General features: G+C 50.9%; 5 protein-coding genes. All 5 read right to left on the bottom strand.

The window, feature by feature from the left end; genetic code table 11:
• Positions 1-1,190: acyl-CoA dehydrogenase family protein (locus tag ABYP73_RS10315; protein ID WP_372974262.1), on the bottom strand; the 1,190-nt coding region annotated here is incomplete at its 3' end.
• Between the two features lie 24 nt (positions 1,191-1,214).
• On the bottom strand, positions 1,215-2,405 hold the full coding sequence (locus ABYP73_RS10310) for an acetyl-CoA C-acyltransferase (RefSeq protein WP_372945270.1): 1,191 nt from the start codon (positions 2,403-2,405) through the stop codon (positions 1,215-1,217).
• Between the two features lie 3 nt (positions 2,406-2,408).
• Positions 2,409-4,814 carry a 3-hydroxyacyl-CoA dehydrogenase NAD-binding domain-containing protein gene (locus tag ABYP73_RS10305; RefSeq protein ID WP_372974261.1) on the bottom strand — a complete coding sequence of 802 codons (2,406 nt, stop codon included), beginning with the start codon at positions 4,812-4,814 and terminating at the stop codon, positions 2,409-2,411.
• Between the two features lie 12 nt (positions 4,815-4,826).
• Positions 4,827-5,279: a MarR family winged helix-turn-helix transcriptional regulator gene (locus ABYP73_RS10300; RefSeq protein ID WP_372945682.1), complete on the bottom strand. Its 453-nt coding sequence runs from the start codon at positions 5,277-5,279 to the stop codon at positions 4,827-4,829.
• 160 nt (positions 5,280-5,439) lie between these two features.
• Positions 5,440-6,752: long-chain fatty acid--CoA ligase (locus ABYP73_RS10295; RefSeq protein WP_372974260.1), on the bottom strand; the 1,313-nt coding region annotated here is incomplete at its 5' end.

Here is a 6,752-nt window from a genome sequence, read left to right as displayed (position 1 = left end):
TCCATGGGGGCATCTGCACTGAAGCCCATTCCCCCGAAGATCTGGATGCCTTCATCCGTAGTATTCTGAACGTCTTCGGAGACGGCCACCTTGAGGATAGAGCACTCTATGGCGTATTCTTCTACTCCTTTGAGTTCCGCTTCCTGGTGGGTATTTCCTTCCGCTACCCGGATGGCAATCCTGTCCTCGATGTTCTTAGCTGCCCGATAACAGGCTGATTCCCCCGCGTAGGCATTGATGGCCATCTGGGCGATCTTTGCCTTAATAGCCCCGAAGTTTGCGATAGGGGTCTCGAATTGTATACGTTCATTGGCGTACTTCACGGCTTCATTCGTCACTCGGCGTTGTGCCTCAAGACAGGCAGCGGCCAATTTGATCCGGCCCACGTTCAGGGTGTTCATAGCGATCTTGAAGCCATTACCCCGTTCTGAGAGCATGTTTTCCACAGGCACCTTGGTCTCATTAAAGAACACCTGTCTGGTAGAGGAAGAGTGGATGCCCAGTTTCTTTTCCTCTTCACCCAGGGAGATGCCGTTCTCCGGGTCGTTCTCCACAATAAAGCCAGTGATATACTTATCGTCCTCTATTCGGGCAAAAACGATAAAGAGGTTGCAGAATCCGGCATTGGAGATCCACATCTTCTGCCCTGTAATGCTGTAGTATTTCTTGTCTTTAGACAGGACTGCTTTGGTCTTTCCCGAATTGGCGTCGGAACCGGCTCCGGGCTCGGTGAGGCAATAAGCGCCAAACCATTCGCCAGTGGCCAGTTTCGGCACGTATTTTTTCTTTTGCTCCTCGGTCCCGTAAAGGGTGATAGGGAGGGTACCTATCCCGGTGTGCGCTCCAAAGGCCGTGCTGAAAGAACCGGTCGCTCCGGAGATATAATCACAGACGAGCATGGTGGAGACAAAGCCCATCCCCATACCGCCATAGGCCTCAGGGACGGCAATGCTGAGGAATCCGAGTTCCCCGGCCTTTTGCATACACTGCTTGGTAAATTCGTAGTCCTTATTTTCAAAGCGCTCCCAGTTAGCCCAGAGTTCACGGTCTACGAACTCTATGGTGCTTTCGCGCATCATTCTTTGTTCCTCATTGAGGTCTTCCAGGGTGAATACGTCTTCACTCGGAGTTTCTTTGACGAGGAATTGCCCTCCCCTCAGGATATCTTTTTTAACGGATTCAGTACTCATGGTCGTATATTATTTGAAGGTGTTCTATGTCAAAAATTCGAAGATTCCGGCAGCTCCCTGCCCGGTGCCCACACACATGGTAACCAGGCCGTGTTTTCCCTTCATCTTCCTTTTCCGCATCTCGTCAAACAGCTGGACGGATAGTTTTGCACCTGTGCATCCCAGCGGATGTCCAAGGGCTATGGCTCCTCCGTTGACATTGACGATCTCCGGATTGAGGTCCAGTTCTCTGATCACGGCAAGTGACTGGGAAGCAAATGCCTCGTTCAGTTCGATGAGTTCCAGGTCCGACTGTTTCATCCCGGCTTGCTTCAGGGCTTTTGGTACAGCCTTTACCGGGCCAATGCCCATGATCCTGGGTTCTACCCCTGCGGCGGCATAATTTACCAGACGGGCTATAGGTTCCAGCTTGAGTTCTTTCACCATCTCCTCACTCATCACCAGGACAAAAGCAGCCCCGTCGCTCATTTGGGAAGAATTCCCTGCAGTCACGCTTCCACCCGCGGCGAAAACGGGTTTCAGCTTCGCCAGGACTTCCAGGGAGGTATCTGCTCTCGGGCCTTCGTCATCCTTGACCGTATAGGTGGTGCTCTCCTTTTTTCCCTGGGCGTTCACAAAAGTGTGTGCCACTTCAATAGGAACGATCTGATCGGTAAACTTGCCTTCCTTCTGGGCTTTCAGGGCTTTCATATGGGAGTTATAGGCAAACTCATCCTGGTCTTCTCTCGATACTTTGAACTGTTTTGCCACAGCCTCTGCTGTCAGGCCCATCCCCCAGTAGTAATCCTCATTCCCTTCTTTGGCCACCGCATAGTCTGGAGTAGGTTTATACCCCCCCATGGGAATGTAGCTCATGCTCTCTGCTCCACCGGCTATGATACAATCAGCCATTCCGGATTGGATCTTAGCCGTCGCAATACCGATGGTCTCCAATCCCGAAGCGCAATAACGGTTCACCGTTACTCCGGGTACATCTTCGATCTTCAGTCCCATCAGGGAGATCAGGCGGGCCATATTCAGTCCCTGTTCTGCTTCGGGCATCGCATTGCCCACGATCACATCATCGATCCTTTTCTTGTCCAGTTCCGGGATTTCTTTCATCAAAAATTCGATGGTCTCGGCTGCCAGTTCGTCCGGCCGCTTGAAACGGAACAGCCCTCTTGGCGCTTTGCCCACGGCGGTTCTGTATGCTTTTACGATATATGCTGTCTTCATCATTTAGTTTCTTAGGGGTTTGCCGGTTTTTAACATGTGCTGGATACGCTCCAGGGTCTTCCTTTCCGTACACAGCGACAAGAAAGCCTCCCGTTCCAGGTCGAGCAGATACTGCTCACTCACAAAACTCGTTTCGGACAGATCGCCTCCTGCCATCACATAGGCCAGTTTGTCGGCGATCTTCTTATCGTGTTCGGAGATATAATGGCCGGCCTCCATGGAATCCGTTCCCACGAGGAACATTCCCAAAGCCTGTTTCCCGAGCACCTTCACATCCGTACGACGTATGGGCTGTGTATATCCTGCTTCTGCCATGAGTTTGGCGTAAGCCTTGGCCGTGGCGATCTGCCTGTCCTTATTGACCACGACAACATCCTTTCCCTTTTGGAGGATACCCAGGTCGTAGGCCTCATAGGCCGAAGTAGATACCTTGGCCATCCCGATGGTCAGGAAGTACTCCTGGAGGACGTTGAGTTCCACGTCGTTCTTTCTGAAGGTATCTGACGCCCTCAGGGCCATTTCCTTGGATCCGCCCCCGCCGGGAATCACACCCACGCCAAATTCTACCAGACCGATATAGGTCTCGGCAGCAGCCACCACCTTATCTGCGTGGAGGGAGAGTTCACAACCTCCGCCCAGGCACATGCCGTGGGGCGCTGCTACGGTGGGAATGGCGGAATACCGCATCCTCATCATAGTGTCCTGGAACATTTTTACGGCCATATTGAGCTCGTCGTATTCCTGTTCAACAGCCATCATAAAGATCATCCCGATATTGGCGCCCACAGAGAAATTCGCAGCCTGATTCCCGACCACAAGGCCCTGGAAATCCTTTTCTGTCAGGTCGATCCCTTTATTGAGGCCCGCCAGGACGTCCCCTCCAATGGTATTCATCTTGGACTGGAATTCCACGTTGAGGATCCCGTCTCCCAGGTCTTCGATGACCACCCCGCTGTTCTTGTATACTTCTTTGGTCTTGCGGATATTGTCTAGGATGATAAAGGCGTCCTGTCCGGGTACTTTTACCATCTCCTTTTTCTGTACATCGTAATAATAGGTCGCTCCATCCTTCACAGCATAGAAGGAATTGATGCCAGCCGATTTCATCTCATCTACCCATGGAGCTGCCTTTTGTCCTTCGGCTGTGATGAGTTCCAGGCCTTTGTCGAGACCGATGGCATCCCAGATCTGGAAGGGACCATGCTCCCAGCCAAAACCGGCTTTCATGGCATCGTCTATCTTGTAAAGCTCATCTGAGATCTCGGGTATCCTGTGCGTTACGTAGGCGAAGAGTACTCCAAAACTCTTCCTGTAGAATTCCCCTGCCTTGTCTTTGCCGCCTACCAGGATCTCGAACCTGTCTATGACCTTATCTACGGTCTTGGTCAGTTCGAGGGTGGCGAATTTTGCGCTCTTTTTGGAGCGGTATTCCATAGTGTTGAGATCCAGGGTAAGGATCTCACTGCCTCCCTTGGGATTGTTTACCTTTTTGTAGAACCCCTGTCCGGATTTGCTGCCATACCATTTGTTTTCGGCCATGGTTTTGATGAACTCCGGGAGCTTGAACAGTTCGTGTCTTTCGTCCTTCGGGCAATTCTCATAGATGCCGTTGGCCACGTGTACCAGGGTATCCAGCCCTACCACATCCACCGTGCGGAACGTAGCCGATTTAGGCCTGCCTATCACTGGACCTGTAAGTTTATCTACTTCTTCCACTGTCAGGTCGAGTTCTTTTACCGCGTGGAAAAGGCTCATGATGCTGAAGATACCGATACGGTTCCCAATAAATGCCGGGGTGTCTTTGGCCACCACGGAGGTTTTTCCAAGGAATTGCTCCCCGTAACCGTTGAGGAATTCCAGGACCTCTGGTTGGGTCTTGGGCCCGGGGATGATCTCGAAAAGCTTGAGGTACCTCGCAGGGTTGAAGAAGTGGGTACCGCAGAAATGTTGCTGAAAATCTTCCGACCTGTCCTTGCTCATAAAATGGATAGGGATACCTGACGTATTGGAAGTGATTAGGGTTCCGGGTTTGCGGTGTTTTTCTAGGTTCTCGAATACCTGCTTCTTGATATCGAGCCGCTCGACGACCACTTCAATGATCCAGTCGACCTGCCCTACTTTGGCGATGTCGTCCTCCAGGTTGCCGGTCGTGATCCTTTTGGCAAAGTCCTGGTGGTAGATAGGAGAGGGCTTCGACTTCAATGCGGAGGCAAGGCTTTCATTGACCAGGCGGTTGCGCACGACCCGGTCCTTCAGGGAAAGTCCTTTAGCCTTTTCCTTTTCATTCAGTTCGCGGGGGACGATGTCGAGCAACAGGACCTCCACACCGATATTGGCAAAGTGGCAGGCAATTCCGCTACCCATGATCCCCGATCCTATGACGGCTACTTTTTTAATATGCTTATTCATCCATTCGTTGAGTTAGTTCGTCGTTGATTCGTTTTTATAGACCTTTTTTTCGGAGATCACCTGGTTGATGGTCTCCATCACCTCAAAAAAGGCGTTGAGTTGTTGATCGGACAATTGTTCCCGGACCACTTCATTAAATCTCAATACCACATCCTTTGAATCCTTCCTTTTCTCCAGCCCAAAGGGAGTGAGGTAAATAAGCACCCCTCTTCCGTCATCCGGATTTGGCCTGCGCTCAATAAGGCCTTTTTCCTCCATACTTTTCAGGATTCGGGATAAACTCGTCGCTTCCATCCCCATCCTAGGACCTAAAGAGGTGGAGGGGGTTCCTTGTTTAGGATCGATACTCAATAAGGCGAAACCCACCGCCATGGTCGACCCGAATTTCTTGGCCTCTTCATTATACATCCTGGCCACAGACTGCCATGTTGCCCTCAGGGCGTAATCAATTGTTATCTCTTGCATTGGTCGTGATCTCAAACAAAGATATAAAAATTTATTATGCATGCATAATAAATTTATGAAAATAAAACAGGGACTCCCCGGGCTTAAGGGTATCTAGCAGAACTGTCCCGGAGGGGTGCTGATCAGGGTCGGTCACAAAAGAAGGGAAGGGCCAGAGGTACTATATGTGGCCGTAGATATCGTTGTAGAGGTCGATGTACTTTTCCTTGATGATCTTCCTCTTGAGTTTCATGGTAGGGGTAAGGTGGCCTCCTTCCACCGTCCATGGATCGGCGGTAAGCCTGAAGGATTTTACTTTTTCCCATTTGGCGAAGTGCTCGTTGGCTGCATCTACCTCTTTTTGGATCCGTTCCTGCACTTCGGGATTGTTGACAAATTCCCTGGGGTTTGAAAGGTCTTTATGGTGCCTTTTGGCCCATTCCCCTAAAAATTCAAAATTTGGCTGGATAAGGGCGGCAGGCATCTTTTCCCCTTCGCCTATGACCATGACCTGTTCGATAAACCGGCTTTGTTTCAGCCTGTTCTCCAGAAGTTGTGGTGCCACATACTTCCCTCCGGAGGTCTTGAACATCTCTTTCTTGCGGTCTGTGATCCTCAAAAAGCCATCATCATCTATCTCACCGATGTCGCCTGTATGGAAATATCCGTTTTTCAAAACCTCTTTGGTCCTTTCCGGGTCCTTGTAATACCCCATCATCACATTGGGCCCCTTGCAGAGGATCTCCCCGTCCTGGGCTATTTTCACCTCCACTCCTTCTATGATGCGTCCGACCGTCCCGATTTTCCATCCCCGGTTTCTCACATCGTTCACGGAGATCACCGGAGAGGTCTCGGTGAGGCCGTAACCTTCCATTACTGGGATCCCTACTGCACCGAAGATTCTGGCCAGTCGGGGCTGCAGGGCAGCACTCCCTGAGACCATAGTCTCCAAATTCCCTCCCAGACCTTCCTTCCATTTGCTGAATATCAACTTTCTGGCGATACCAAGCCTTTGTTCGTACCACCAGCCATTGGCCCCATAGGGTTGATATCTCAGGCCTAATTCTACAGCCCAGAAGAAAAGTTTCTTCTTGATACCGGTAAGTTCTGCCCCTTTCGCAATTATCTTGTCGTATACCTTTTCCAGCAACCGGGGTACAACGGTCATCACATTGGGCTTCACCTCTTTCAGGTTATCGCTGATCTTTTCCAGGTTCTCGGCAAAATAGACGCTGATCCCGCAATATTGATAGAGGTAAAGGATCATCCGCTCAAAAATATGGCACACCGGCAAAAAGCTCAGAGCTACCCCTCCCTGTTCAAAGGGAACACGGGATTGACTGGCGATCAGGTTCGAAACGATATTATCATGAGTGAGCATGACGCCCTTGGGCCTGCCTGTGGTTCCCGAGGTATAGATCAGGGTGGCGAGGTCTTCGGGCTTGACCTTACTCTTGCGCATCTCCAGGTCTTCCTGTAATGCCGTATCCTCAC

The organism is Muriicola sp. (assembly GCF_041567615.1).
Classification (GTDB): domain Bacteria; phylum Bacteroidota; class Bacteroidia; order Flavobacteriales; family Flavobacteriaceae; genus Muriicola.
Note: the sequence above shows the minus strand (reverse complement) of the source record. Positions and strands in the feature narration are given on the sequence as shown.